Below are 24,977 nucleotides of genomic sequence, written 5' to 3' on the forward strand. Positions count from 1 at the left end.
GGTGCAGTCAACCGCCGGGGCCCGGGACGAACATGAACAGGGGCTTGATTTGGTAGGGAATGCAACATTCCGGCACTACAACACCGCGTTGCTGTCGGTGAGCAGTGTCGAAGCTCCGACGATCGTCAGTTCCACGGATTTCGACCGCAGGCTGGCCTCGACCCTGCGGCGCCTGAAGTTCCCGCCGAAGCTGCTCGAACGGGTCGCCGGGATCACGCACCGGCGCTGGTGGGCCCCCGGGACATCGTTCGACGACGCCGCCATCGAGGCGGGCGCGAAGGCGCTGGCGGAGTCCGGCATCGAGGCGGCCGACGTCGGCTTGCTGATCAACACTTCCGTCACGCGCCGCAACCTGGAGCCGTCCGTCGCGGTGAAGATCCATCACGGGCTCAGCCTGCCGTCGTCGGCCATGAACTTCGACCTCGCCAACGCCTGCCTCGGTTTCGTCAACGGCATGACCCTGGCGGCCAGCATGATCGACTCCGGCCAGATCAAGTACGCGATGATCGTCAACGGCGAGGACGCCCAGGCCACCCAGGAGGCCACCCTGGCCCGGCTGCAGCGCCCCGAGACGACCCGGGAGGATTTCAACCGCGAGTTCGCCACCCTCACCCTGGGCTCCGGTGCCGCGGCCGCCGTCCTGGGCCCGGCGGACCAGCACCCCGGCGGGCACCGGATCGTCGGCGGGGTGATGCGTGCCGGCACCGAGCACCATGAACTGTGTGTGGGCGGCATCGACGGCATGGCCACCGACACCAAAGGCCTGCTCGACGGCGGCCTGCAGCTCGTCGTCGACGCCTGGCGGGAGGCCCAGCCGGAATGGGACTGGGCCTCGATGGACCGCTACGTCACCCACCAGGTCAGCAACGCCTACACCCAGGCCATCATCGACGCCATCGACCTGGACCCGGACAAGGTGCCCATCACGTTCCCGCACTGGGGCAACGTGGGCCCGGCCTCCCTCCCCATGACCCTCGCCGCCGAGGCACAGACTCTCGCGACCGGGGACCGGGTGCTGTGCATGGGCGTCGGGTCAGGGCTGAACACCGCCATGGTGGAAATCGTTTGGTAGCCGCCGACTGGACCGGCGTGGACCCCGAGTGGTCCCGCGAAATTGATGTCCCCTCGACCTCCGCCGCCGATGCGCCCGGCACCGTGCGCCGCTGGCATCTGCTCGACAACGGCGCACAGCTCGCCCGCCGCGGCCTCGCTCCCGCCGGCACCCTGCTGTGCGTGCACGGCAATCCGACGTGGTCCTACCTGTGGCGGACCCTGCTGGCCGCCGGTTCCGGCCCGGCCCGGCCGTGGCGCGTGGTGGCGGTGGATCAGCTGGACATGGGCTTCTCCGAACGCACCGGCACGTTCCGGCGCCTGGCCGACCGGATCAACGACCTCGGCGACCTCACCGCCGCGCTCGGGCTGGACGGTCCGGTTGTCACGGTCGGCCACGACTGGGGCGGCGTGATCAGCCTCGGCTGGGCCCTGGCGCACCCGCAGCAGCTCGCCGGGGTGGTGCTGACCAACACCGCCGTCCACCAGCCTGCCGGCACCCCCATCCCGCCGGCGCTCCGGCTCGCCCTGCACCCGGCCGTGCACCGCTGGGGAACGACGACGTCGGATTCCTTCCTTCGGGTGACGCATGCCCTGGCCCGCCCGCCGCTGGCCGCGGACGTCCGGGCCGCCTTCATGGCCCCGTACCGGGGCGCCGGCCGCCGCGCCGGCGTGGGGAACTTCGTCGCTGACATTCCCGCCGACGCGTCCCACCCGAGCTACCCGGCCCTCAACGGCGTCGCCGAAGGGCTGCGCGGGCTCACCGTCCCGGCCCTGATGCTCTGGGGCCCGCGGGACCCGATCTTCTCCGACCGCTACCTCAAAGACCTCATCGGCCGGCTGCCGCACGCACAGGTGCACCGCTTCGAGGGCGCCGGGCACCTGGTGGCCGAAGACCGTGACATTGCCTCTCCCATCTTCGACTGGCTCGCAGAACGGCCGGGCAGTGCGGCGCAGGACGCGCCCGCGGCACCCGGAGCCGAACGAGAGCACGCCGGGCCCGGGGCTGAGCCGCTCTGGGCGCCGCTCAACGCCCTGGCGGCGGGACCTGCCGGCGGGGACACCGCCGTCGCGGAAATGGCCGCCGACGGCAGCGTGGCCCGCTCGCTGAGCTGGCAGGAGCTGGACCACCGTGTCGCCGCCCTCGCGGCCGGCCTGCGCGACGCCGGCGTCGGCCCCGGCAGCCGGGTGAGCCTGATGGTCCCGCCGGGCGTGGACCTGACCGTGGTCCTCTACGCCTGCCTGCGGCTCGGCGCCGTCGTGGTGGTGGCGGACGCGGGCCTGGGCACCCGCGGCCTGAGCCGTGCCGTGAAGGGCGCCACCCCGGACGTCCTCATCGGCATCGACAGGGCGCTCGCCGCTGCCGCGGCTCTGGGCTGGCCCGGGCGGCGCATCAGCGTACGGGACCTGCCCGCCGCCCGCCGCCGGGTCCTCGCCGTCGACACCTCCCTCGCCGCCCTGGCCCGCCGCGGCACCGCGCTCGGCCCGGCGGCTCCGGCGGACGCACCGGATCCGGACGCGCCGGCCGCCGTGCTCTTCACCTCGGGTTCCACCGGGCCGGCCAAGGGCGTCCGCTATACGCACCGGCAGCTCGCCGCGATGCGGGACACCGTGGCCGCGACGCTGGGGATCCGCCCGGGCGCGCGGCTGGTGGCGGCGTTCGCGCCGTTCGCGCTGCTGGGCCCGGCCTTGGGCGCGGTCTCGGTGACGCCCGCCATGGACGTCACCGCGCCGCGCACGCTCACGGCCCGGGCGCTGGCAGACGCCGCCGCGGCCATTGGCGCCACGGTGGTCTTCGCCTCCCCCGCCGCCCTGGGCAACGTCCTGGCCACCCGGGACGGACTCGACCCCGCCGCGCACCAAGCCCTGGGACGCGTCGAACTGCTGCTCTCGGCCGGCGCGCCCGTCCCCGAACCGCTCCTGGCCCAGGTGCAGCACCTGCTGCCGGCGGCCTCACTGCACACCCCGTATGGGATGACCGAGGCGCTGCCCGTCTCCGACATCAGCCTCGAGCAGATCCGCGCCGCCGAGGCCGACGCCTCTGCCGGGACCGTGGCCGGGGCCGGCAACGGCGTCTGCGTGGGCCTGCCGGTTCACGGCGCCCGCCTGGCCGTCATCCCGCTCGCCGCGGACGGCACCGCCCCGGGAAACAACCCCGTCACGGAGCCAGGCGTCACCGGCGAGATCCTGGTCAGCGCCCCGCACATGAAGGACAGCTACGACCGGCTCTGGCTGACCCAGCGCGACAGCGTCCGCACCCCGGGCTGGCACCGCACCGGCGACGTCGGGCACTTCGACGCCGCAGGAAGGCTCTGGGTGGAAGGCCGCCTCGCGCACATCGTGACCGCACCGGAAGCGGTGGTCACGCCGGTCGGCGCCGAGCAGGAAATCGGGCGCCTGGACGGCGTCGGCCTGGCCGCCGTCGTCGGGGTCGGGCCGTCCGGCACCCAGGCGGTCGTCGCCGTCGTCGAAACGGTGCCGCCGGCGCGGCGGGCCGGCCCCGCGGAGCCGGGGCTCGCCGGACGCGTGCGCGCTGCGGCCCGCCGGGCCGGCGTCAGCGTCTCCGCCGTGCTCACCGTGCCCGCCCAGCCGACCGACATCCGGCACAACGCCAAGATCGACAGGACCCGCCTGGCCCGGTGGGCTTCCGCGGTACTGGCCGGCGGGCGTCCGGGGACACCGTGAGGGTCCTGGTCACCGGCGCGAGCGGCCTGCTCGGCCGCGAAGTGGCAGGCTTGCTGGTGCGCCAAGGCCACGAGGTCAGCACCTTCCAGCGCCGGCCCTCGGGGGTCGAGGGCGCGGCGGACCTGTCCGGGTCCGTCACGGACGACGCCGCCGTCCGCCGCGCCGTCGAAGGCGCCGACTGCGTCATCCACCTCGCGGCGAAGGTCTCCTTCACCGGTCGCGCCGCGGATTTCGACGAGGTGAACATTGAAGGCACGCGCCGCCTGCTCCGTGAGGCCCGCGCGGCCGGCGTGCGGGACGTGGTGTTCGTCTCCTCCCCCTCCGTGGCCAACTCCGGGGCCGCCATCGCCGGCCTGGGCGCCGGGCCCGCCGACCCGGTCCGTGCACACGGTGACTACTCCCGCACCAAGGCCGAAGCCGAACTCCTGGCACTGGCCGCGGACGCACCCGGCTTCCGGGTCACGGCGGTGCGCCCGCACGTCGTCTGGGGCCCGGGCGACACGCAACTGGTGGAACGGGTCCTGGACCGGGCCCGCCACCACCGCCTGCCGCTGCTTGACGCCGGGGCGGCCCTGATCGACACCACCTACGTGGACAACGCCGCCTCGGCCATCGTCGCCGCGCTGCACCGGATGGGGCATGTCCACGGCCGGGCGCTGGTGGTCACGAACGGCGAACCGCGCCCGGTGGGCGAACTGCTGGCCGGCATCTGCGCCGCGGGCGGCGCCCCCGCGCCGTCGTGGCGGGTGCCTGGCCGGCTCGCGCGGGCCGCCGGCTCCGTGATCGAGAAGGCGTGGACCCGTTCCGGCCGGGCCGACGAACCGCCGATGACCCGGTTCCTGGCCGAGCAGCTTTCCACCGCCCACTGGTTTGACCAGCGCGAGACCCGCGAACTCCTCCACTGGGCCCCCGCCGTGTCGCTCGACGAGGGCCTGGCCAGGCTCGCCCGGCACTACCGCCCTTAGCCCGCGGAGACAACTTTTCGTCCATTAATGGACTTCCCCTGCCCCAAATTAAGCGTATCTAAGCTTTTCCCAAGGAATTTTCCCCGAGCGAACCGTAGGCTTGCGCCGAAGAGTTGCTAGACACAGTTCGGGCCGGCGGGTTCACGCCGTCCCGGCTGGGAAGGACGCAGTTCGCTCCGCGTTCTACCACTGGCGCAGGGGGGCGCTTGGCTCGCAACTCGGTGTAGGGACAACTGAAAAATGGTTGGCTGCCCGGGGGTGGCAGCACAGGGCGGTACACGATGTACCGCCCGATACCGTCGCAGCGCACTCACTCAGGAGTTCACATGTCTGTATCCTCAGCCGGCCGCACGCTGAAAACTCTTCAGCGGATCGTCATCCCCCTCGCTCTCGCTCTGGTTGCAGCGCTCTTGCCCGCCGGGGCACCGGCAATCTTGCTGCCGATGGCCAACGCCGCGGATCCTTGCTCCCCGCTCCTGAACGCTGTGGCATGTGAAAATTCGAAACCCGGAAGCCCGCCATCGGAATGGGACATTACTGGCGCCGGCGATTCGGATATCCAGGGGTTCGCGACCGACATCAGCGTCAATGCGGGACAGCCCATCAAATTCAAGGTGGACACCACCGCATCCAACTACACGATCGCCATCTACCGGACCGGCTGGTATCAGGGACTCGGTGCCCGCAAGATTGCCGATGTCACCCCGTCCGCATTTCGCCAGCAGCAGCCTCAATGCCTGTCCGACCTCACCACCGAACTCTATGACTGCGGAACGTGGGCGGTGTCCGCAACCTGGCAGGTGCCCGCCACGGCCGTCTCGGGCGTGTACTTTGCCTTGCTGACGAGGCCCGACAACGGCAACCAAAGCCATATCACCTTTGTGGTCCGCTCCGACGCGAGCCATTCCGACGTCGTCTTCCAGACTTCCGACACCTCATGGCAGGCCTACAACGACTACGGCGGCTCGGATTTCTACCAGGGCGCACAGAACGGCCGGGCCTACAAGGTCAGCTACAACCGTCCGGTGAACACGCGTGGCGGCATCGGCGGACGGGACTTCTATTTCAGCAACGAATACCCCCTCGTCCGTTTCCTGGAGAAGAACGGCTACGACGTCAGCTACATCAGCGGGGTGGACACCGACCGGAACGGGGCCGCCCTACTCAACCACAAGGTCTTCCTCTCCGTAGGCCACGACGAATACTGGTCCGGACCGCAGCGCGCCAACGTGGAGGCGGCCCGGGATGCCGGCGTGAACCTGCAGTTCCTCTCCGGCAATGAAGTCTACTGGCGCACCCGGCTGGAGCCCTCGCCGGTGGACGGCGCAGCAGCGCGGACCATCACGACCTACAAGGAAACCTGGGCCAACGCCAAGATCGATCCCAGCACGCAGTGGACCGGTACCTGGCGGGATCCGCGGTTCGCTGCCCAGTCCAACGGCGGAGGCCTCCCCGAAAATGGTCTGACGGGGACTATGTACATGTCGAATTACACCGACCTGCCCATCACCGTCAGCGCGGCCGAAGGCAAATCCCGGCTCTGGCGCAACACGTCCCTGGCGACGCTTCCGAGCGGAGGCTCGGCGCAGCTGGCACCCCACACAGTAGGGTACGAATCCGACGAAGACCTGGACAACGGGTTCCGGCCGGCGGGGCTGATCCGGCTCTCGACCACCACGGGCCCTGTCGATCAGTATCTTCAGGACTTTGGCACCACAGTTCGGCCCGGCACCACCACGCACCACATGACCATGTACCGGGCAGCCAGCGGCGCACTCGTCTTCTCCGCCGGCACAGTCCAGTGGACGTGGGGCCTGGACGAAGTCCATGACGGCGACGGCGCCCCCGCGGATCCGCGGATGCAGCAGGCCCAGATCAACCTCCTTGCAGACATGGGCGCCCAGCCCGCCACCCGCGATACCGCTCTGGCAGCGGCATCGCCCAGCAGTGACAAGACGGCCCCGGCCGTGACGATATCCGCACCGGTAGAGGGGGCCACGGTTCCGCACGGGACCAGCGTCACCGTGTCCGGAACGGCCAGTGACACCGGCGGCATCGTGGCCGGAGTCGAAGTCTCCACCGACGGCGGCAGCACGTGGCATCCTGCCCAGGGAACGCAAAGCTGGTCCTACACCTACATCCAGAAAGGCCTCGCAACCGCCACCATCAAGGTGCGCGCCGTGGATGACAGCGCCAACATCGGCACGCCCGCCACCCGTAACCTTCAACTCACCGGGCCCTACACGGTCTTCGGCCAGCAGATTCCAGCGGTGCCCGATTCCCAGGACGGCGGCGCCTACGAACTCGGCATGATCGTCACCCCCAGCGTCGACGGCTTCATCTCCGGGGCGCGCTTCTACAAGAGCACCGCCAACACCGGCACGCACACCGCGTCGCTGTGGTCCGCCACAGGCCAACGGCTCGCGACGGCCACGTTCGCATCAGAGACGGCGTCCGGCTGGCAGAAAGTTCTCTTCAGCCAGGCTGTAGCGGTCACCGCCGGCCAGAAGTACACCGTTTCCTACACGGCACCGAGCGGCCACTATGCCAGCAAGGATTACCAGTGGGCCAGCTTCGGGTTCCAGGATCCGCCGCTGACCGTTGCGGGCGGGTTCGGCAGCCAGCCGGCCGGCGTCTACGGCAGCCCGGGGTCCTTCCCTGTAAACAGTTTCGGGAACGGTAACTACTTCGTGGACGCAATGTTCGACACCGTGGACAACACGCCCCTCACCGCGTCGGGTCAGTGGCCACTGGACGGCTCTTCGAGCGTCCCGCAAAGCACCACCGTGGGAGCGGTCTTCTCCAAGCCGGTTACGGCGTCCACGGCAAAGCTCACGCTGACAGCCAACGGGTCACCGGTTGCAGGCACCACAAACTACGACTCGACCACCCGCAAGATCACCTTCACGCCCTCGGCAAGCCTCGACCTTGGCACGACCTACACCGCCACTTTGAGCGCCACAGCGACGAGCGGCGGCACACTGACCGGCAGCAGCACATGGTCCTTCACCACTGTCGTCTCACCGCCGACACCGGGGACCTGCCCCTGCAGCCTCTACGATGACTCCGTCCTGCCGGGAATCCAGGAGGTCCGGGACGGGGTACCGCTGACCCTCGGCGTCCGCTTCTCCAGCACCGCGGCCGGAAATGTCACCGGCGTCCGCTTCTACAAGTCCGCGGGCAACACCGGCACTCACAGCGGCACGCTGTTCACGGCGGCCGGACAGCAACTCGCCACCGTCACATTCGCCAATGAAAGCACCTCCGGCTGGCAGACGGCCAACTTCAACCAGCCCGTCGCCATAACGGCCAACACCGAGTACATCATTGCCTACAAGAGCACCACCGGCTCGTACTCGGCGACACTGAACGGCTTTGGTCCCGGGCTGAGCGTCGGAAACCTCAGAACCGCCTCCGACGCCGGGGCGTACTCCTACACCAACGACTTCCCAAGTGCGCGCTCCAATGCCAGCTACCTCGTCGACGTCGTTGTCCAGTATCCGGACCCGCCGTTCGTGGCCGGTGCCCAGTCGCCGCTGCCCGGTGCGTCCAGCATTCCCCTGGCCACGACCATCGCCGCGACGCTGTCCAAACCGGCTGCCGCGTCCAGCGTGCACCTTACTTTGACGGGCCCGAACTCCGCCAGTGTCGCCGGGACCACCACTTACGACTCGTCCACCGGCAAGGTGACCTTCACCCCCACTTCACCCTTGGCGGCGGGGGCTGCTTTCACCGCCACCCTGACCGCGACGTCGACCACCGGACAGACGCTCGGTGACGGGGGTACCTGGACCTTTACGACCGTCCCCCCGGCACGGACGGACGGAGTCTGCCCGTGCACTCTGTACCAGGACACCGTGACCCCCAGCGTGATGGAATTCAATGACGGAGTGCCGCTGACCCTCGGCGTACGCTTCGCCAGCGACTCATCGGGCCAGATCACCGGCATCCGCTACTACAAGTCGGCGGGCAACGTGGGAACGCACACCGGGGCCCTGTACACCACGGGCGGCCAACAGCTGGCCACCGTCACATTCGCCGGAGAGTCGACAGCCGGATGGCAGACTGCCACGTTCAGCCAGCCCGTGGACATTGCAGCCAACACGGAGTACGTGGCTGCTTACCGCACGCCCAACGGAGTCTACTCGGCGACGCCGGGCGGCTTGAGTTCCGGTATCACCAGCGGGCCGCTCCACGCATCAGCCGGCGCCTACACCTACAACGGCGATTTTCCGTCGAACTCTTCGAGCGCGAGCTACCTCGTGGACGTGGACTTCGTCAAGACGGTTCCGCCGCTAACCGTTACATCCCAGGTACCGGCCGCAGGCTCCACGGACTTCCCCCTGGCAGCGAAACCGTCGATTACCTTCTCCGCGGCCATCGCGGCAGGCTTCACGTTCGGGCTCTCTGCCAATGGTGCCGCCGTTGCCGGCACCTCGGCCCTGTCGGCCGACGGACGGACCATCACCTATTCCCCGGCTCAGCCACTGCCGGCAGCCACGGTGCTGACAGCCAGCGTGAGCAACGTGGTCTCCACGCAAGGGGCCACCCTGGCCCCGCTCACGTGGCAGTTCACCACCTCTAATCCGTCCGGCCCGCAACAAACCCTGTTCGGGTCGCTCCTGCCGGCCGTCTCCGCAGTCACCGGGGACACATCGTCCATCGAGTTGGGAACCGCCTTCTCGGTGTCCACGGCCGGCAGCGCCACGGGCGTCAGGTTCTACAAGGGGGCAACGAACACCGGAACACATGTGGGCACGCTGTGGAACGACGCCGGCGACAAACTCGCCCAGGTGACGTTCGCGAACGAGACGGCCAGCGGCTGGCAGACGGCCTCGTTCTCCGCTCCCGTCGCGCTCACGCCGGGCCAGAGGTACGTGGTGTCCTACGTGGCACCCAGCGGCAACTATGCCTCCACAAGCGCGTTCTTCGCAGAGCCCTGGATCAACGGCGCTTTGACGGCGTCGGGACCCAACAACGGGCTGTTCTCGTACGGGGCCGGCGGTGCAGTTCCGGTGAACTCCTGGAACGCCACCAACTACTTCGTCGATATCGTCTTTGCACCCGCGCCTTAGGCCAACCGCCGCAGGAGCCCCGGAGCTTCAGGGCTTCGGGGCTCCTGCGGCCTCGGGCTCAGCGCACCACGGAAGGAGACCAGGCGTGTTCGATGTACAGGGAGGCACTCGACGCCGGATCCGCGTTGATCTGCCAGACATCGCTGTCGCCGGCAGCACCGTCGCGGGCGAGTCCGTACAGCAGTGTCCGGTCGTCAAGCCATTCGATCTGGTCATCCACGCTGCGCGGCTCGGACAGCACGGTTTCCTGCCCTGTGGCCAGGTCCAGGACGGCCACACGCCAGTGCGCAGCCAACGCGCTACCGGTGTTCTTCTTGTACGCAATGCGCGTGCCATCGGGAGAGAGCGACGGGCACTCAACGCCGTCGTGGATTGCTGTGAGAGTGCGCGCCGCAATACTTCCCTTCACCAGCCAGATGCGGCCCGATGATGCCGCGGTCGCGTAGAAGGTGTCGCTTTGGTCCGGCGCGAAAGTCACGCCCCAGATGTTGCGGTCCACGGCGGTGATGCGGGTGCCGTTAACCATCAGCGCGAAGTCCTCAAGGTTCCCGGTTCCCCCACCGCCGTGAGCCTCCATGATGGACGTCGCGGTCACGAAGCCCGTAGTACCGTACGAGTGTCCGGTAACAAACACCGTTGTGGCTACGAGGGAGCCGTCCCTGCTCATCCGGGTACGGTTGGGAATACCTGGCACTGCCCAACTCCTGGTCTGCTGCCACTCCGGGTTCAGGAGGTCTGCCTCAAAGCCGGTCACCAGGCCGCGGTTCGTCTTCAGGCATACGACGTCCTGAGTGGTGCCGTAAACCCTGTCGCAGGCTACCGGCGCCAGGGACCGTTCCCCGGCAGGATCGGCCAGCGAAACAGTGCCTATCATCCCGTAGCCCTGGCCTGGCGCCGTGTTGCGGAACAGGACAGTGCCGCCCTTCAACGCGGCGACGCCGGACGCCACACGTGCGGTCGATGCCGCCGTCTTGCTCTCCTGAAAGCGTTCGAACGCAGTCGCCGCGTAGGCTCCGGCGGCGCCCACGACCAGCACCGTAACCACCAGCAGAATCCCCCAGCGGGCCTTGCTCGCACCGCGGGTCAAGCTGCCAGCCTCTGCCGCAGGCCGGAACGCAGGATCAACCAGGACGCCACGATGCCTCCGGCCAGGCAACTGCCAACCACCACCATCGCCACGGCGGGGCCAAGCGCGAACCAGAGGACACCAAAGCCCACCGAGGCGGCCATCCGGCTAAGCGCCACCACTGTCTGGGCGGCACCGAGTCCCGTGGCAAGTTTGTCCGGCGGGGTCAGCTGGCTCGCCAATGCCGCCAGCACCCCGTCCGTCGCGGCGTAGAAGACCCCCAGCAGGACCAGGCAGGCCGCCGTCGGTCCGAATCCCCCGACCGGTGCCGCCGCCAGCAGGTAGCACGCAAGGAGGGCGACGTGCCCGGCGATGAAGACCCGCGCCTTTCCCCAGCGGTCCGCCAGACGGCCCAACGGAATGGCGAGGAGGAGGAACACCACGTTGGTGCCCACATACAACAGCGGAAACCACTGCACAGCGAATGAGTCTCTGTTCTGCAGCACCAAGTAGATGAAGCCGTCCCCCACGGTCAGCAGACCCAGGATCCCGGCCGCGGCCAAGAGCCGGCCAAGTCCCGGTTCACGCAGCAGGCGCCAGCGGAAACCCCACACCGGCCTGATGTTGTCCGCCGGCGCCGGCTTGCCCGCACGGCGGGTTCTCAGGTTCGGCACCAAAAGAGCCAACACTGCGACACCAAGCACCGCAAAGGCCAGGGAGACCACAAAGACGGTACCGTAGCCGTCCGGGATCAGCATGAGAATGAAGAAGGCCAGCAGCGGACCGCTCGCCGCACCGATGTTGTCCAGCATGCGGTGCACCCCGAAGTGACGCGCCAGGTATTCCGGCTGGGCTGACACTGCAATCAAAGCATCGCGCGGGGCCGTCCGGATGCCCTTGCCAATCCGGTCGGCCGTCACGACGGCCGTCAGGGCCCAGAACCCGGTGGCGAACAGGAGCCCGATCCTGGCCACCATGGACAGGCCGTAACCTGCGACGGCGACCCCTTTGGGGCGTCCGATGCGGTCGGACGCCAAGCCGGCAGCGATCCGGACAAGGGCGCTGGCACCCTGGTTGATTCCATCAAGGATTCCGAACGCAATGGTGGACAGGCCGAGGAACCCCGTGATGTACAAGGGCAGGATTGCGGACACGGATTCGGACGATACGTCAGTGAACATGCTGACCACGCCCAACCAGAGAATGACCGGGGACAGCCGGAAAGGCTTCTTCAATATCCCGTTCGGGCTCGAGTCCGGCGCTTGCAGGTCCTTCTTGCCGCCGTTGCGGTCTGAAATGGAGATATACATGCCGCTACCCGCCTGCCGCCACATGCAAATTTCCCAACAACATAAACCGCGTGCCTCCCGTGCCCGTGGTCGATGTCGTGAGAGTCATTGAGTCCCGACCCCGGCTGAACCGCACGGCCCGCTGACCTTGCGCGGCCGGCACAGGTTCAGACCAGAATTTCAGGGGCGCCAGGATTTGCTGGAAGTGCCCCACGACCGCGTCCTGACTCTTGCCGACGACGGCGTCGGCGGTCACCTGCAGTGATCCGTCTGCTGCGGAGACTCCCGTCGAGACAATCACCGTTCCGTCCGGAAAGGAGATGACTTTGGTGGGGAACCCGTTCACGATCTTGCCCTGGGCTGATGCCGTTGCCGGCAGGGGAAGACTGACGAGGGCAGCAGGCGGCGACGGCACCGGAAGCCCGGAAGGCGTCGCACTCACGGGTGGAAGGACCTCACGGCCCACGGGGGCCGGGGCCGAACCAGTGGTCGAACCAGTGGTCGAACCGGGGGTCGGCGGCGCCGCCCCCTGGTTCGGTCCCGCGGTGGCCGCCGGGTCAGTTTTGCCCGGGCCCGGGCTGGAACTGACGGTCGGCGGGCTGCTGCCGGCCGGTGCCGCGACCCGCGAGGCCGACGTCTCTCCTGCAGTCATCTGGTCCAGCGCCACCGCGGTACCCGCGAGAATGGCCGCTATGGCGACCCCGGCGATGACCAGCCGCTTGGCTTTCACCGTGGACTCCCGGCCCTGTTGCTTCCGGCCTTGGCCAAAGCATGCAATACGCCCCTGCTACGTACTCCAATTCCTCCCATCGGCACAGTCTGTCAGTGGGATGAACGGTTCGGAAGAGTATTGCTACTTGTTTCGCGGGGTTCGCTACCAGCGCCCGTTCCGCGGCTTGGGCTGGCAGACAGGGCAGGTATAGGACGAGCGGTTCATGAACTGTTCGCGCCGCATGATGCTTACCAGGCCGGCGGCGGCACAGCGTTTGCACTCCTGGCCCTCGCGGCCGTAGGCATTCAGGGAGCGGTCGAAGTACCCGGAGGCTCCGTTGACGTTGACGTAGAGCGAATCGAAGCTCGTCCCGCCCGCGGCCAGGGCATCGGTCATGACCTCGCGTGCGGCGTCGAGCACCCGCAGCGCCTCGGCACGGCGCAGGGTGTCCGTGGGCCGGGCGTAGTGCAGCCGCGCCTTCCAGAGGGCCTCGTCCGCGTAGATGTTGCCGATCCCGGAGACCAGGCTCTGGTCCAGCAGCGCCCGCTTGAGGCCGGTCTTCCGCGCCCGGAGGCGCCGGTAGAAGGTGTCGAAGGAGAAGTGCGGATCCAGCGGATCCCGCGCGATGTGCGAGGCCTCCTCCGCGATGAGCGGCAGCGGCGTCTCGGCCAGGCCGCCGGGACCGCCGTCGTCGGTGGGGATCAGCGCGGTGAGGAACAGGCCGCCGAAAATGCGCTGGTCCACGAACCGGAGCTGTTCCGGCATGCCCTCCGCGGGGCTGAGGCGCAGCCTGACCTTGAGGTGCTTTTCATCCGGAACGCCGGGGTCCTGCATGAGCAGCTGCCCCGACATGCCCAGGTGCGCCATGAGCGCGACGGCGGGAGGCCCGGGACGGCCGGGTGTGTCCGCCAGCGGCATCCACAGGAATTTGCCGCGGCGGACCACGTCCAGCACCCGGGCGCCCTCGAGGTTGCCGGCGAAGTCCTCCGGCCCCAGGACGTGGCGGCGCAGGGACCGCGGATCCAGCACGTCGACGGCGGTGATGGTCCGGCCGCGCACCCAGCTCACCAGGCCGCGCCGGACCACCTCGACCTCGGGCAGTTCAGGCAAAGCCGCTGCCTAGCTGCCGGCCTGGGTGTCGGAGGCCGGGGCGGTCAGGCGGCGCCAGGCGTCGGCGGCGGCTTCCTGCTCGGCTTCCTTCTTGGAGTTGCCGCTGCCGGTGCCGTAGTCGGTGCCGCCGATCCGCAGCACGGCCTCGAACGTCCGGGCGTGGTCCGGTCCGGAGCCGTCGACCGCGTAGTTGATGGTCCCGAGCTGCCGGCTGGCGGCCAGTTCCTGGATGCTGGTTTTCCAGTCGGTTCCCGCGCCCAGGGCTGCGGCGTCCTTCAGCAGCGGCCCGATAAGGCGCATCACCAGCTGCCGGGCCGTCTCGATGTCGTTGGAGAGGTAGGTGGCGCCGATCAGCGCCTCCATGGTGTCGGCAAGGATGGAGGCCTTGTTCTTGCCCTCGGTGAGCTTCTCGCCTTGTCCGAGGTAGATGTAGTCCCCCAGGCCGATGCTGCGGCCGATGCCTGCCAGGGCACGGGTGCTGACGACGGCGGAGCGGCGCTTGGCCAGGTCGCCTTCGGGCAGCGTGGGATTGTCACGGTACAGCGCATCTGTCACGGAGAACCCCAGGATGGAGTCGCCCAGGAACTCGAGCCGTTCGTTGGTGGGAATGCCGCCGTTTTCGTAGGCGTAGGAACGGTGTGTGAGCGCAAGACGAAGCGTCCCGGCGTCAATATTGACACCGAGACGCTTCAGAAGCTCTTCAGTTGAAGACATCTTTTTCAGCCTGTTGGCGGATTAGACGTCTGCGACCTTGCGGCCCTTGTACTCAAGGAACAGCGCGGTGCCAGCCGAGTCGGTAACGACCTTTGCCTGGTGCGGCAGGCTGTAGACAACCTGGCCGTTTTCGACGGTCTTCACCAGGTTGGGGGCGGTTGCCTTCCACTGGGAGCGGCGGGCGCGGGTATTCGAGCGAGACATCTTCCGCTTGGGAACAGCCACGGCTAACTCATTTCTCTCTAGTCCAACACTTACAAATCAGTTTTGCCGGTCAGGCTTAGCCAAGTCAGCCAGGGCGGCCCAGCGAGGATCGGTGACCTCGTGGTGATGCCCCGGCTCGTCTTCCAGGCGTACTCCGCATTCGGAGCAAAGGCCCTGGCAGTCTTCCCGGCACACCGGCTGGAACGGCAGCGTGGTGACTACTGCGTCCCGCAACACCGGCTCAAGATCGATTAGATCGTGCTCGACTCGACGTTGCTCTTCTTCGTCTTCTCCGTCCGGGAACTCAGCGTCCTCGTAGAAGAAAAGTTCTTGCACATTGACCTCTTGGTCATACGCAAGGGGATCCAGGCATCGGCCGCATTCGCCGGTTACTTCGACGAACACGGAGCCTGATACCAGAATTCCTTCGTGTACGGCCTCGAGCCGCAGGTCCAGCTCGATATCCGAGCCTTCCTCCACGCCAATGAGCGCCACGCCAAGATCACTTGGCGCGGGTACATGTTCTTTCAGCGTCCGCATGCTTCCCGGACTGCGTCCGAGGTCCTTGACGTCGAACGCCAGGGGCGAACTAGCATCTCGTTTAATGAGAACTCCTGTTGAACATATGACCGACGTACCATCTTAGCCTGAACTTCCGGACGGACTCAAACCGGGCGCAAGGCCAGGACAGGCAGCCGGAAGCAGGCCGCTGAGTACCGGTCAAGCTTACACTTTTCGGGCCCGGTTCTGGACCGGCTCGCCCGGGGCCAGCCGTTTCAGCACGGACCGGGGGACAAACTCGGAGACGTCCCCGCCCAGGCTGAAGACCTCTTTAATGAGGGTGGAGGACAGGTGCAGGTAGTGGCCCTCGGCCGGCAGGAACACTGTTTCCACGCCGGTCAGCTGGCGGTTCATCGTGGCCATCGGCAACTCATAGTCGAAGTCGGACGAGGAGCGCAGGCCCTTGACAATCGCCGACGCACCGCGCTGCCGGCAGTACTCGGCCAGGAGACCCTCCCCCACGGGTTCCACCACAATCCCGCTCAGCGACGCGAAGGTCTCGCGGGCCATGTCGATCCGCTCGTCCAGGCTGAAGCGGTACTTCTTGGCGTAGTTGGTGGACACCGCCACGATCACCTCGTCAAAGAGTCCCGCAGCGCGCGCAATGACTTCCAGATGGCCATTGTGGATGGGGTCAAAGGAGCCAGGGCATACAGCACGTCTCATGCTCCGAACCTACCGCATCGGCGCCGTGGGCCGGGATAGCATGGCGGAATGTCAGCATCGAAGAAACGCTTCGCCCTGCCTTCCAGGACCCTGCTTTCAAATACGCAGCCTTCCAGAACACAGCCTTCCGGCACGCAGCCTTTCGCCATGGACGGCGGCGTGGCCCTGGTCACCGGCGCCGCCGGGGGCATGGGCCGGCTGTACGCCCTCCGCGCCGCCCGGGAGGGCGCCGCGGCCGTGATCCTCTGGGACGTCGACGCGGACGCCCTGGCCAGCGCCGCCGCCGAGGTCACCGCCCTGGGCACCCGCGCCGTTACCCGGACGGTGGATCTGGCGGACCGCGCCGCGATCGCCGACGCCGCCCGGGAAGCCCGGGCCGAGGGTCCGCTCGCACTGCTGGTGAACAACGCCGGAATTGTCCGCGGCGCCTACTTCTGGGACCACGTCCCGGAGCGCGACATCGCCCTGACCATGGACATCAACGCCCTGGCCCCCATGTATGTCACCCTCGAGTTCCTGCCGGACATGATGGCCGACGCCGGCCGGCCGCGCCGGATCCTCAACGTCGCCTCGGCCGCGGGCACGGTGTCGAACCCGCGAATGAGCGTCTACGCCGCCTCCAAGTGGGCCGTGATCGGCTGGAGCGACTCGCTCCGGCTGGAACTGGAGCAACAGGGCTACGGCCACCTCTCGGTCACCACGTTCTGCCCCAGCTACATTTCCACCGGCATGTTCGAAGGCGCCCGCGGACCCCTGCTGACGCCGCTCATGACACCGGAGGACGCGGTGGACCGCGCCTGGCGGGCCACCCTCGCCGGGCAGCCGCAGCTGATCGCCCCCGGCATGGCGAAGCTTGGCAAGGTCCTCAGGGGCGTCCTGCCGGTGCGGGCCTGGGACTTCGTGGGCGGCAAGGTCTTCGGGATCTACTCCACGATGGACAAGTTCACCGGCCGGCCCGCCGCCACGTCCGGCCACGCCAGCAAGGCGGGCTCGCTGTGACCGGCATCCCCGCCGGCAGCGCCGGCCGGCTCCCGTGGCAGCGTGCCGCGACGGGCGCCAACCTGCTCTCCCCCGACGGCTCCCTGGGTGTGACGATCTTCGAGGAGATGACCACCCTGGCGCTCAGCACGGGCGCCATCAACCTGGGCCAGGGTTTCCCGGACGAGGACGGACCGGTGGAGATCAAGGAGGCCGCCCAGGCCGCGATCGCCGCCGGCGCCAACCAGTACGCGCCCGGCAAGGGCATCCTGCCGCTGCGCGAGGCCATCGCCACCCACCAGGAGCGCTTTTACGGGCTGGCACCGGATCCCCAGACGGAGATCATCGTCACCACCGGCGCCACCGAGGCCATCGCCGCCGCGCTGCTGGCCCTGGTCAGCCCCGGCGATGAGGTGCTCACGTTCGAGCCCTTCTATGACTCCTACGGCGCGATCATCGGACTCTCCGGCGCCACCCACGTCACGGCCCCGCTCCTGGCCCCGGATTTCATGCCGGACCCCGCCGCGCTGGAAGCCGCCTTCAGCCCGCGCACCAAGGTGGTGCTGGTCAACAACCCGCACAACCCCACCGGCGCCGTGTTCCCCCGCGAGGTGCTGCAGCGCGTCGTCGACCTCGCCGTCAAGCACGACGCCGTCATCATCACCGACGAAGTTTACGAACACCTCACCTTCGGCGTCCGGCACATCCCGGTCGCCACCCTCCCTGGCGCGGCCGGGCGCACGCTGACCATTTCCTCCGCCGGCAAGACCTTCTCCTTCACCGGCTGGAAGATCGGCTGGCTGTCCGGGCCGGAGCACCTCGTGGCGGCGGCACGGACCGTGAAGCAGTTCCTGAGCTACAGTTCCGGCACTCCGTTCCAGGCCGCGATCGCCGTGGGCCTGGGCCTGCCGGACGAGTTCTACACCGGCATTGCCGAGACCCTCCGGTACAAGCGCGACATCCTCAGCGCGGGGCTCCGCGAGGCCGGACTCGAGGTCCTGACGCCGCAGGGGACGTACTTCGTGAACGTGGACACCTCGCCGCTGGGGATCACCGATTCCGTGGAGCTGGCCCGCCGGCTCCCGGCCCTCGTCGGCGTGGCCGCCATCCCGGTGCCGGTGTTCTGCCACGCCGACGGCGCCGAGCGCACCCGCAGCCTGCTCCGGTTCGCCTTCTGCAAGCAGCTGCACGTGCTCGAGGAAGCCGCCGAGCGCCTTGCCACCCTGCGCGGCAGGCTGTGACCGTGACGGAGCAGCATCCCGGCGCCGCCAGGTTCCTCCGGACCACGGGGCAGCACGCCTCGATCGAACCGGACCCCTTCACCGAGGGCGGCTTCGTGCTGAGCATTGGCGGTGCGGAGCAGTCGCACGTGAACCTGGCCGAACCCGATGACATCTTCTACGAATACCTGCGCCGGATCGGGCACATCGTGGACCTCGCCGCCCCCTGGGGAGAACCGGTCACGGCGCTGCACCTCGGTGCCGGCGCCCTGACCCTGGCCCGCTACATCCAGGCCACCCGGCCCGGCTCGATCCAGTACGCCGTGGAACTCGAACGGGAACTGCTGGACTTCGTGCTGCAACAGCTGCCCCTGCCGGAGGGAACGCAGCTGCATACCGTCATCGGCGACGCCCGGGACGCCCTCACCGAGCTTCCTGCGGAACTGCGCTTCGACGTCGTGATCCTGGACATCTTCTCCGGGCCCGAGGCCCCGGCCCACATCGCGTGCACCGAGTTCTACCAGGAGGCCGCGGCGCGGCTGACCCCGCGCGGTGTGCTGATCGTCAACGTCGGCGACGAGCCGGGGCTGACCCTGGTCCGCAGCCAGGTCGCGGCGATGCGCCGGGCCATGGCCGACGTCGCGGCGTTCGCCGAGGCGGGCATGTTCACCGGCCGATACCCGGGCAACATCATCCTGGCCGGGACGCAAGGCCCGTGGCCGGCGGTGTGGACGGCGGCGCTCACGGCGCGCGGACCGCACCCGGCGAAGGTGCTCGCCGGCGTCGAACTGGACATGCTCTCCGGTTAGCGCCCCGGCCCCTGCGGCCCGATTCCGGTTGGGTGGGCCGGCGTCGTCATGCCGCTGCCGCCGGGTTCGCCGGAACCTGCCGATTTCGCCGGGAGCTTCCGGCGCTTTGGGCGCGTTCCCGCGAAATCGCGAGCGGGAGTGGCGGGAAGGACCGCCAACCTGGACGAGCTGGCGCCGGCTGTCGTTGTGCCCGGCACCAGCGGCCGGACGGGTTGCGCCTGCGAGGTATATGGTTTCCCAGCCATGGCCGCGCCCGTCCCGAGCCGGTACAACTGAGTCATGACGACTTCTCCCCTGGTGCTCGGGCCCATGATGCGGTACGTGGATGAGACCTCGGCGAGTGTCTGGGTGGAGACCCGCTCGCCGGCCCGCGTCACCGTCCACGCCGGCGGCAGGGACTGGGCGGCCCGTACGTTCGCCGTTCACGGCCACCACTATGCGCTGGTGGAACTGGACGGGCTGGAACCCGGGACGGTGACGCCGTACACCCTCGACGTTGACGGCTCGCGGGCCTGGCCCGATCCTTCGTCCGGGTTCCCGCCGCCGGCGATCGCGACGTTGAAGACCGGCAAGCCGCTGCGGCTGGCCTACGGTTCCTGCCGGACCAGCGTGCCGCATGATGAGTCCGGCAACCGCACCCACGGGGTCGATTCGCTCCGAGCGTTCGCGCTGGCGATGGCCTCCGGCGGTGAGCTGCCCTGGCCGGACCTGGTGGCCTTCATCGGAGACCAGGTGTACGCCGACATGACCAGCGAGCAGATGCAGGAGTTCATCCGCGCCCGCCGGGACCCCGCGGAACCGCCCGGCGAGGAACTCAAGGACTATGAGGAATACGCCCACCTGTACTACCTGGCCTGGTCCGACCCCGCGAACAGGTGGCTGCTGTCCACCCTGCCCAGCGCCATGATTTTCGATGACCACGACATCCGCGACGACTGGAACACCTCGCTGAGCTGGAAGAAGAAGATGGAAGCCACCTCGTGGTGGCACGGGCGGATTGTCGCCGGGCTGGCCGCGTACTGGGTGTACCAGCATCTGGGCAACCTCTCGCCCGCGGAACGGGCAGATGATGCCCTCTGGCAGCAGATCGTCCGGCACACCGGCGACGACGAAATCGACGTCAGCCCGGCGCTGGACGCTTTCGTGGACCGGGCAGACCAGGAACCGGAAACGTACCGGTGGAGCTACTGCCGGGATTTCGGGGACACGCGGCTGATTGTGGTGGACTCCCGCGCAGCCCGGGAGCTGACGCCGGATAAGCGTGCCCTGGTGGATCAGGACGAAATGGCGTGGCTCAACGACCGCCTGCGGGGCGGATTCCGGCACGTGCTCATCGCGACGTCGCTGCCGTTCCTGCTGCCGATGGGCCTGCACTACGTCGAGTCCTGGGATGAGGCCATTTCCGAAGGTGCGTGGGGGAAGCTTGCCGCCGGGGCCGGCGAAAAGCTGCGCCAGGCGCTCGACCTTGAACACTGGGGCGCCTTTCAGAACAGCTTCCGGGACATGGCGGCCCTGGTGACCGAAGTCGCCGACGGCCGGCGCGGCCCCGCCCCGGACACCGTCACATTTCTCTCCGGGGACGTCCACTACTCCTTCGTCTCGGAAGTGGAGCGCTCCTCCGGCAGCAGGATCGTGCAGGCTGTCTCCTCCCCCATCCGCAACCCGCTTCCCCGGCTGATGCGGTCCTTCGCGGCGGTCATGTCCTATGGCCTGGCAGCGCCCGTCGGCGTCCTGGTGGCGCGCTCGGCCAAGGTGCCGGACCCGCCCTTTCGCTGGACCGGGATCAAGGGCCCCTGGTTCGACAACAACCTGGCGTTCCTGGAAGCGGCGCCGGAGGGGCTGAAACTGTGGTGGCAGACTGGCGTCGTGGACGGCGGCGACCACCTGCACCCCCGGCTGGAGCGGGTCGCCGACATCACGGTTGGTCCGCGGAGCACGGTCGCTCCGTAGTCCCCTGCGTCAGTCCCCCGCCTCCACACCGGGCTCGGCGAACCAGAGCCGGGTTTCCCCGTATTTCTTCTCGGCGAACCGTTCGATGCCGTCAGGCCAGTCCGGTTCCGGGGCACGGGATGAGCGTTCCACCACCACGACGGCGCCCTCGGCCAGGTGGGGCGTGAGCTTGGCCAGCACGGCGGCCAGCGACGGCTCGTCCAGGGGGTACGGCGGGTCCAGGAACGCCAGGTCCCACAGCACGGCCGCGGCGGTCCGGTCCAGAAACGATTCGACCTTGGAGCGGTGCACCGTGACCACCTTGCGGCCTGTCACCGTGTTAATAAGGTCCGCGTTGCGCTGGCAGACGGCGCTGGCCTTGGCGTCGGATTCGACAAGGTCCACGGAGCCGGCGCCGCGGCTGCCGCTCTCCACGCCCAGCGAGCCCGATCCCGCGTAGAGATCCAGTACCCGGGCCCCGGCGATGACGTCGAAGGCGTCCAGCCGGGAGAACAGGGCCTCCTTGACGCGGTCCGTGGTGGGCCGGGTCATGGTCCCGGGCACGCCGGCCAGCGGGGTGCCGCCGGCGGCACCGGCAATGATACGGCTCATGGGCGGTGCCCGTGCCGTGTGGTCCTAGCCGCGTTCAAGGAACGCCTCCTTCTCGGGGTTCAGGTAATCGTCAATGGCGGCGGCGAGCCCGGCATGGCAGCCCAGGTCCGGGTCCGCGCCGATGATCGCCTGGGCGTCCTGCCGGGCCCGGGCGATCACGTCCTCGTGCTCCAGCACGCGCAGCAGCCTCAGGGTGGACCGGCCGCCGGACTGCGAGGCGCCCAGGATGTCGCCCTCGCGCCGCAGCTTGAGGTCCTCCTGGGAGAGTTCGAACCCGTCGGTGGTGGCGGCGACGGCGTCGAGGCGCCGCCGGCTCGGATGCCCCGGTTCCAGGGTGGTGACCAGCAGGCAGGTCCCGGGGAGCCCGCCGCGGCCCACCCGGCCGCGGAGCTGGTGGAGCTGGGAAATGCCGAACCGGTCCGCGTCGAGGATCACCATGAGCGTGGCGTTGTGGACGTCGACGCCGACCTCGATCACCGTGGTGGAGACCAGCAGTTTCGTCTGGTTAGCCGTGAAGGACGCCATCGTCTCGGATTTCAGGACGGGGTCCTGCCGGCCGTGCAGGGGCGCCACCGGCACGCCGGACAGTGCGGGTTCGTCCCGGAGGTGGTCGACGACGCCGGTGACCGAAGCGAGTTCCCGCGCGCCGTTCTCGCCCTCCAGGTCCGCGGCGGATGGTTCGGCTTCGCCGGGGCTGAAGTCGCCGTCGTCGTCCGTGCCGATCTTGGGACAGACCACGTAAACCTGATGGCCGGCGTCGATCTCCTCCCGGGCGCGGGACCAGATCCGGCTGGCCCAGGCGGGGTGCTCGGCGAGCCCCACCACGTGGGTGGAGATCGGGGCGCGGCCGGCGGGGAGTTCGTCCAGCACAGAGGTTTCGAGGTCGCCGAACACGGTCATGGCCACGGTCCGGGGAATCGGGGTGGCGGTCATGACCAGCAGGTGCGGGGGCCGGCTGGCCTTGGCCCGGAGGGCATCGCGCTGTTCGACGCCGAAGCGGTGCTGTTCGTCCACCACGATCAGTCCGAGATCATAGAAGGTGACGTTTTCGCTCAGGAGCGCGTGGGTGCCGATCACGATACCGGCGGTCCCCGAGGCTGCGTCCAGCATGGCCTGCCTGCGGGCGGCGGTCGGCAGCGAACCGGTGAGGAGCGTGACCTGGACGGCGTCCGGGCCCAGCCCGCCGAGGAGCCCGTCCCGGGACAGCGGGCCCAGCGTGCGGCGGATCGATTCGTAGTGCTGGGCGGCGAGTACCTCGGTCGGGGCCAGCAGCGCAGCCTGTCCCCCGGCATCGACCACCTGAAGCATGGCGCGCAGGGCCACGATGGTCTTGCCGGAGCCCACCTCGCCCTGCAGGAGCCGGTTCATGGGCGAGTCCTGCGCGAGTTCCCCGGCGAGGGTCTTGCCGACGGCGGCCTGCCCGGCGGTCAGGGTGAACGGCAGCTGGCGGTCGAAGGCCGGCAGCAGCCCGTCGGCAACGGGGCGGCGCGCCGTGGCTTCCTCCGCGGCCAGCTGGGCGCGGCGCCGGGCCAGGGCCGACTGCAGCACCAGGGCCTCCTGGTAGCGAAAGCGGTCGCGGGCGCGCTGCCAGTCCGCCGGGGTCTGCGGGGCGTGGATGAGACGGTAGGCGTCCGCCACGGGCAGGAATTTCTCCCGCGCGGCGATCCCGGCCGGCAGGGGGTCGTCGATGTCCTCGAACTCCGCGGTGTCCAGCAGGGTGGAGACGACCTTCTGGATGGACCAGCTGGTGAGTTTGGCCGTGGCCGGGTAAATCGGGATGGGCATGGCGGCGAGCTGCTCCGGGTCCATGCCCGGGGTGTCCGGGTCCTCGTCGAGGAGCTGGAAGTCCGGGTTGGTCAGGCCCAGGGAGCCGGCGTAGCGGGTGACCTTGCCGGAGAACAGGGCGCGCCGGCCCGGCTGGAGCTCGGCCCTGGCCCGGTAGGCGTTGAAGAAGCTGATCTTCAGGGTCCCCGGCAGGGCCCCGCCGCGAGGCCCCGGGCCGGTGCCGGCGTCGTCGGAAATGACGACGTCGGTGATCGAACCGCGGCGGGCGCGCATTTGCCGGGTGGTGCTGGAGACCACCCGGGCGATCAGGGTCACGTCCTCGTCCAGCGGCACCTCGCTGATGGGCGTCAGCTCCCCGCGGTTGAGATAACGGCGCGGGAAGTAGTTCAGGAGCCCGCCGACAGTAGTGATGCCGAGGTGTTTTTCGATGACGGCAGCGGAGCGTTTTCCGATCCGCCGTTCCAGGCCCAGTTCAAGTTCAGCGTGCATGTCCGTCGGGGTTTCGGGGATCGGCGGCAGGGTCGCGCGGCACGGCGAGTTCGCTCACGGAGAGGTCGTCGGGCTCGCCGAGCGAACGGATGAGGACGACGGCGGCATCCGCGGCCGGGACGTGGACGTGGACACGCCACCGGTAGGCACCATTGGCGTCGGCGTCGCCGCCGACCTGGCTCATGATCACGGAGTCGCCCATTTCGTCGAGCCGCTGCCGCAGCATGGCGGCGTCCAGCGGGGACAGGGAGATGGTGCACATGACTTCCACGCCGTCGTCGCGCGGCATGTCGGCGTGGATGTGCGGGTCCTGGACGTCGTAGCCGTGCAGGCCGTCGAGGAGTTCGCTTTGGAGTTCCTCGCCGAGCACGGCCGAACGCAGGCAGTCCAGGATCAGGAGCATTCCCACGCCGCCGGCGTCCACCACGTGGGCGGTATGCAGGGCTGCGAGCTGGTCCTCGGTGCGGACGACGGCGGCCAAGGCGGCTTCGACGGCGGCGTCCAAGGCCAGGCCGAGGGTGTGGTTGCTGTCGTCGCCGCCGTGTTCGGCGTCCACGGCGGCTGCGGCCCGGGCGGCGGCTTCCATGACCGAGAGCATGGTGCCCGGTACGGGTTCGCTGAGCGCGGACCAGGCCCGGAGCTGGGCACGGTCCAGGGCGGTGGCCAGCAGCGGGGAGCTGAGCCGGGCATGGCCGGCCAGCGGCTCGGCGGCGGCGCAGAGGAACACGGCAAAGAGCGTGCCGGAGTTGCCGCGGGCCTGTTCCATAGCGGCCTGCCCGGCCCTCGAGAGGACGGCGCCGACGTCGTTGTGCGCGGGGTCGGGCGGCCCGACCACGTGCACCGCCGGGTCGGCGCTGAGGAGCTCGGCGGTGATCTGGGGCATGGCCGCCGTGTCCGGCACCGTTTCGCGCAGCGCGTGGGCCGCCGCACGGACAGTCAGGTAGAGGTTGGTGCCGGTATCGCCGTCGGCCACGGGAAAGATGTTGATGGCGTTCAGGCGGTCGCTGTGGTTCCCGAGCGTTGTTTCCGCCTTGCTCAACCACCGCTTCATCGCTTGC

General features: G+C 68.9%; 19 protein-coding genes. 8 read left to right on the top strand and 11 right to left on the bottom strand.

The window, feature by feature from the left end:
* Window positions 1-49: 49 nt before the first annotated feature.
* The 4 genes from CFN17_RS17620 to CFN17_RS17635 all read left to right on the top strand — a co-directional run bounded on the left by CFN17_RS17620 (window position 50) and on the right by CFN17_RS17635 (window position 9,775).
* Window positions 50-1,072: a 3-oxoacyl-ACP synthase III gene (locus tag CFN17_RS17620; protein ID WP_208748999.1), complete on the top strand. Its 1,023-nt coding sequence runs from the start codon at window positions 50-52 to the stop codon at window positions 1,070-1,072.
* The gene (locus tag CFN17_RS17625; RefSeq protein ID WP_208749000.1) at window positions 1,066-3,735 is read left to right on the top strand and encodes an alpha/beta fold hydrolase; all 2,670 of its coding nucleotides are present in this window, start codon (window positions 1,066-1,068) and stop codon (window positions 3,733-3,735) included. Before CFN17_RS17620 ends, CFN17_RS17625 begins: the two co-directional genes overlap by 7 nt.
* Entirely contained in the window at window positions 3,732-4,700 is a 969-nt protein-coding gene (locus CFN17_RS17630) for an NAD(P)-dependent oxidoreductase (protein ID WP_208749001.1), read from the top strand. Before CFN17_RS17625 ends, CFN17_RS17630 begins: the two co-directional genes overlap by 4 nt.
* A 326-nt stretch (window positions 4,701-5,026) precedes the next feature.
* Window positions 5,027-9,775 (top strand): DUF4082 domain-containing protein, encoded by a 4,749-nt coding sequence (locus tag CFN17_RS17635; protein WP_208749002.1) that lies wholly within the window; start codon window positions 5,027-5,029, stop codon window positions 9,773-9,775.
* A 58-nt stretch (window positions 9,776-9,833) separates the two neighbouring features.
* Here the strand turns inward: CFN17_RS17635 and CFN17_RS17640 are convergent, their stop codons facing one another.
* The 8 genes from CFN17_RS17640 to coaD form a co-directional block, all read right to left on the bottom strand.
* Window positions 9,834-10,862, bottom strand: coding sequence for a hypothetical protein (locus tag CFN17_RS17640; RefSeq protein ID WP_208749003.1), 1,029 nt, complete (start codon window positions 10,860-10,862; stop codon window positions 9,834-9,836).
* On the bottom strand, window positions 10,859-12,151 hold the full coding sequence (locus tag CFN17_RS17645; RefSeq protein ID WP_208749004.1) for an MFS transporter: 1,293 nt from the start codon (window positions 12,149-12,151) through the stop codon (window positions 10,859-10,861). The genes CFN17_RS17640 and CFN17_RS17645 overlap by 4 nt, the downstream gene beginning before the upstream one ends.
* A gap of 4 nt (window positions 12,152-12,155) precedes the next feature.
* Window positions 12,156-12,860 (bottom strand): hypothetical protein, encoded by a 705-nt coding sequence (locus CFN17_RS17650; protein WP_208749005.1) that lies wholly within the window; start codon window positions 12,858-12,860, stop codon window positions 12,156-12,158.
* A gap of 144 nt (window positions 12,861-13,004) precedes the next feature.
* A complete protein-coding gene (gene mutM / locus CFN17_RS17655) occupies window positions 13,005-13,952 on the bottom strand; it encodes a bifunctional DNA-formamidopyrimidine glycosylase/DNA-(apurinic or apyrimidinic site) lyase (RefSeq protein WP_208749006.1) in 948 nt (315 codons plus the stop codon).
* Between the two features lie 9 nt (window positions 13,953-13,961).
* Window positions 13,962-14,666, bottom strand: coding sequence for a ribonuclease III (rnc, locus tag CFN17_RS17660; RefSeq protein ID WP_208749007.1), 705 nt, complete (start codon window positions 14,664-14,666; stop codon window positions 13,962-13,964).
* A gap of 21 nt (window positions 14,667-14,687) precedes the next feature.
* Complete coding sequence (gene rpmF, locus CFN17_RS17665; RefSeq protein WP_208749008.1) at window positions 14,688-14,891, bottom strand: 50S ribosomal protein L32; 204 nt, start codon at window positions 14,889-14,891, stop codon at window positions 14,688-14,690.
* Between the two features lie 36 nt (window positions 14,892-14,927).
* Window positions 14,928-15,452 (bottom strand): DUF177 domain-containing protein, encoded by a 525-nt coding sequence (locus tag CFN17_RS17670; RefSeq protein ID WP_208751567.1) that lies wholly within the window; start codon window positions 15,450-15,452, stop codon window positions 14,928-14,930.
* A gap of 144 nt (window positions 15,453-15,596) precedes the next feature.
* Window positions 15,597-16,097 carry a pantetheine-phosphate adenylyltransferase gene (coaD, locus tag CFN17_RS17675; RefSeq protein ID WP_208749009.1) on the bottom strand — a complete coding sequence of 167 codons (501 nt, stop codon included), beginning with the start codon at window positions 16,095-16,097 and terminating at the stop codon, window positions 15,597-15,599.
* 147 nt (window positions 16,098-16,244) lie between these two features.
* On the opposite strand from coaD, the gene CFN17_RS17680 reads away from it, so the two are divergent.
* From CFN17_RS17680 to CFN17_RS17695, 4 genes are all read left to right on the top strand, one after another.
* Window positions 16,245-17,096: an SDR family NAD(P)-dependent oxidoreductase gene (locus tag CFN17_RS17680; RefSeq protein ID WP_208749010.1), complete on the top strand. Its 852-nt coding sequence runs from the start codon at window positions 16,245-16,247 to the stop codon at window positions 17,094-17,096.
* Complete coding sequence (locus CFN17_RS17685) at window positions 17,093-18,316, top strand: aminotransferase class I/II-fold pyridoxal phosphate-dependent enzyme (protein ID WP_208749011.1); 1,224 nt, start codon at window positions 17,093-17,095, stop codon at window positions 18,314-18,316. Before CFN17_RS17680 ends, CFN17_RS17685 begins: the two co-directional genes overlap by 4 nt.
* 2 nt (window positions 18,317-18,318) lie before the next feature.
* A complete protein-coding gene (locus CFN17_RS17690; protein WP_208749012.1) occupies window positions 18,319-19,104 on the top strand; it encodes a spermidine synthase in 786 nt (261 codons plus the stop codon).
* A gap of 279 nt (window positions 19,105-19,383) precedes the next feature.
* Window positions 19,384-21,054 carry an alkaline phosphatase D family protein gene (locus CFN17_RS17695; RefSeq protein ID WP_208749013.1) on the top strand — a complete coding sequence of 557 codons (1,671 nt, stop codon included), beginning with the start codon at window positions 19,384-19,386 and terminating at the stop codon, window positions 21,052-21,054.
* Between the two features lie 9 nt (window positions 21,055-21,063).
* Here the strand turns inward: CFN17_RS17695 and rsmD are convergent, their stop codons facing one another.
* From rsmD to CFN17_RS17710, 3 genes are read right to left on the bottom strand one after another with little or no spacing between them, the layout of a single operon-like run.
* A complete protein-coding gene (gene rsmD, locus CFN17_RS17700; RefSeq protein ID WP_208749014.1) occupies window positions 21,064-21,645 on the bottom strand; it encodes a 16S rRNA (guanine(966)-N(2))-methyltransferase RsmD in 582 nt (193 codons plus the stop codon).
* A gap of 24 nt (window positions 21,646-21,669) precedes the next feature.
* Window positions 21,670-23,919: an ATP-dependent DNA helicase RecG gene (locus tag CFN17_RS17705; RefSeq protein WP_208749015.1), complete on the bottom strand. Its 2,250-nt coding sequence runs from the start codon at window positions 23,917-23,919 to the stop codon at window positions 21,670-21,672.
* Complete coding sequence (locus CFN17_RS17710; protein WP_208751569.1) at window positions 23,909-24,970, bottom strand: DAK2 domain-containing protein; 1,062 nt, start codon at window positions 24,968-24,970, stop codon at window positions 23,909-23,911. The genes CFN17_RS17705 and CFN17_RS17710 overlap by 11 nt, the downstream gene beginning before the upstream one ends.
* Window positions 24,971-24,977: the final 7 nt, after the last annotated feature.

It is taken from the genome of Arthrobacter sp. PM3 (assembly GCF_003352915.1).
In the GTDB taxonomy this organism is placed as follows: Bacteria; Actinomycetota; Actinomycetes; order Actinomycetales; family Micrococcaceae; genus Arthrobacter.

Coding starts and splice junctions, on each gene's coding strand:
- CFN17_RS17635 (WP_208749002.1), top strand. CDS start 5,027: ATGTCTGTATCCTCAGCCGGCCGCACGCTGAAAACTCTTCAGCGGATC.
- CFN17_RS17645 (WP_208749004.1), bottom strand. CDS start 12,151: ATGTATATCTCCATTTCAGACCGCAACGGCGGCAAGAAGGACCTGCAA.
- rnc (WP_208749007.1), bottom strand. CDS start 14,666: ATGTCTTCAACTGAAGAGCTTCTGAAGCGTCTCGGTGTCAATATTGAC.
- coaD (WP_208749009.1), bottom strand. CDS start 16,097: ATGAGACGTGCTGTATGCCCTGGCTCCTTTGACCCCATCCACAATGGC.
- CFN17_RS17680 (WP_208749010.1), top strand. CDS start 16,245: ATGGACGGCGGCGTGGCCCTGGTCACCGGCGCCGCCGGGGGCATGGGC.
- CFN17_RS17695 (WP_208749013.1), top strand. CDS start 19,384: ATGACGACTTCTCCCCTGGTGCTCGGGCCCATGATGCGGTACGTGGAT.
- rsmD (WP_208749014.1), bottom strand. CDS start 21,645: ATGAGCCGTATCATTGCCGGTGCCGCCGGCGGCACCCCGCTGGCCGGC.
- CFN17_RS17705 (WP_208749015.1), bottom strand. CDS start 23,919: ATGCACGCTGAACTTGAACTGGGCCTGGAACGGCGGATCGGAAAACGC.
- CFN17_RS17710 (WP_208751569.1), bottom strand. CDS start 24,970: ATGAAGCGGTGGTTGAGCAAGGCGGAAACAACGCTCGGGAACCACAGC.